Source organism: Agrobacterium sp. CMT1 (genome assembly GCF_037203725.1).
GTDB classification, from domain to species: Bacteria; Pseudomonadota; Alphaproteobacteria; order Rhizobiales; family Rhizobiaceae; genus Agrobacterium; species Agrobacterium pusense.
The window spans coordinates 1-420 of sequence record NZ_JBBCAR010000028.1; the positions used below are offsets into that span (position 1 = coordinate 1).

General features: G+C 56.9%; 1 protein-coding gene. It reads left to right on the forward strand.

Annotation, left to right across the window (positions count from 1 at the left end):
• Window positions 1-342: 342 nt before the first annotated feature.
• Window positions 343-420: acyl-CoA dehydrogenase N-terminal domain-containing protein (locus WA845_RS25340; protein ID WP_443111986.1), on the forward strand; the 78-nt coding region annotated here is incomplete at its 3' end.

Below are 420 nucleotides of genomic sequence, written 5' to 3' on the forward strand. Positions count from 1 at the left end.
CGTGATTTTTTAACGATTTGGCAGGATCGGCCGTGAGCGCAGGCTCCGGCGCCCCTCTCCGCTCCCCCGGGTATCCGCGACGAAACTTCGCAGTCCGCACTTTTTGACGTTTACGCAAACGTCAAAATTTTGTAGCATCCTGCCAACGATGCGAGATCGCCTAGAGCATCCGGCTTTCACGTGGCATCACTGGAAGCGGAAAGATGCTCTAGAATCAAAGTGCTAGGGCGTTCCTTTTTACGTTCGTCCGAACGCACGGCGCCCTAGAGGAGGGCGGCGCATCCGGCATCCTGCAACCGGCGTCGACGACGAGACGCCCGAAGCACCAAAGGCGAGGAAAGAATGCCCATCTACAAGGCTCCAGTCGACGACACCCTTTTCATCCTGAACGACGTGCTCGGCATCGAACGCTACAACAAT